1 tRNA gene and 1 rRNA gene (1 of these 2 running past the window's edge) are annotated in these 1,872 nt (G+C 52.4%); both read left to right on the forward strand.

From position 1 onward, the window contains the following. The first annotated feature begins 29 nt into the window (after window positions 1–29). Window positions 30–105: transfer RNA gene (locus HWX55_RS00015), tRNA-Ala, on the forward strand. A 269-nt stretch (window positions 106–374) separates the two neighbouring features. After that, a 23S ribosomal RNA gene (locus tag HWX55_RS00020) occupies window positions 375–1,872 on the forward strand; it runs 1,412 nt beyond the window's last position.

Raw genomic sequence — 1,872 nt, forward strand, 5'->3', positions numbered from 1 at the left:
GGTAACACACCTGAGGCAAATCTGTACATGGGGGCATAGCTCAGCTGGGAGAGCACCTGCTTTGCAAGCAGGGGGTCGTCGGTTCGATCCCGTCTGCCTCCACCAATCTTCAATGACAAGCGTTCGACTTCGTCGAACCTTTGTCATTGGCGATTGAGCCAGTCAGAGCGGTACGAAAGTATCGGCTGTCGTTCTTTAACAATCTGGAAGAAGTAAGTAATTTGGATAGCGGAAGCGTCTCGAGATGGACGTGGAAGTTATCCGGGTTGTGATTGTATCGATGTATCTCAAGATGATTCGAACTCTAAGTTTGACTCAATTGGAATACGGCACAACGCGAGAACTCAACCTGTAACGAGACAGACTCGTTATAGGGTCAAGCGAACAAGTGCATGTGGTGGATGCCTTGGCGATCACAGGCGATGAAGGACGCGGTAGCCTGCGAAAAGCTACGGGGAGCTGGCAAACGAGCTTTGATCCGTAGATGTCCGAATGGGGAAACCCGGCCCTTTTGGGTCATCCTGGACTGAATACATAGGTCCAGTGAAGCGAACGCGGTGAACTGAAACATCTAAGTAACCGCAGGAAAAGAAATCAACCGAGATTCCCAAAGTAGTGGCGAGCGAAATGGGATGAGCCTTGCACTCTTTATTTGTATTGTTAGCCGAACGCTCTGGAAAGTGCGGCCATAGCAGGTGATAGCCCTGTAGGCGAAAACAGTATGAAAGAACTAGGTGTGCGACAAGTAGGGCGGGACACGTGAAATCCTGTCTGAAGATGGGGGGACCATCCTCCAAGGCTAAATACTCGTGATCGACCGATAGTGAACCAGTACCGTGAGGGAAAGGCGAAAAGAACCCCGGGAGGGGAGTGAAATAGATCCTGAAACCGCATGCATACAAACAGTCGGAGCCTCGTAAGGGGTGACGGCGTACCTTTTGTATAATGGGTCAGCGACTTACGTTCAGTAGCAAGCTTAACCGTATAGGGCAGGCGTAGCGAAAGCGAGTCCGAATAGGGCGTTCAGTTGCTGGGCGTAGACCCGAAACCAGGTGATCTATCCATGGCCAGGATGAAGGTGCGGTAACACGTACTGGAGGTCCGAACCCACTAACGTTGAAAAGTTAGGGGATGAGCTGTGGATAGGGGTGAAAGGCTAAACAAACCTGGAAATAGCTGGTTCTCTCCGAAAACTATTTAGGTAGTGCCTCGTGTCTCACCTTCGGGGGTAGAGCACTGTCATGGTTGGGGGGTCTATTGCAGATTACCCCGCCATAGCAAACTCCGAATACCGAAGAGTGCAATCACGGGAGACAGACATCGGGTGCTAACGTCCGGTGTCAAGAGGGAAACAACCCAGACCGCCAGCTAAGGTCCCCAAATATAGCTAAGTGGGAAACGAAGTGGGAAGGCTAAAACAGTCAGGAGGTTGGCTTAGAAGCAGCCACCCTTTAAAGAAAGCGTAATAGCTCACTGATCGAGTCGTCCTGCGCGGAAGATGTAACGGGGCTAAGCTATATACCGAAGCTGCGGATGCGTGCTTTGCACGCATGGTAGGAGAGCGTTCCGTAAGCCTGCGAAGGTGCCTTGTAAAGGGTGCTGGAGGTATCGGAAGTGCGAATGCTGACATGAGTAGCGATAAAGGGGGTGAAAGGCCCCCTCGCCGTAAGCCCAAGGTTTCCTACGCAACGTTCATCGGCGTAGGGTGAGTCGGCCCCTAAGGCGAGGCAGAAATGCGTAGCTGATGGGAAGCAGGTCAATATTCCTGCACCATTGTTAGATGCGATGGGGGGACGGATCGCGGAAGGTTGTCCGGGTGTTGGAAGTCCCGGTCGCTGCATTGGAGAAGGCGCTTAGGCAAATCCGGGCGCG

It is taken from the genome of Burkholderia sp. BCC1047 (genome assembly GCF_902833155.1).
In the GTDB taxonomy this organism is placed as follows: Bacteria; Pseudomonadota; Gammaproteobacteria; order Burkholderiales; family Burkholderiaceae; genus Burkholderia; species Burkholderia sola.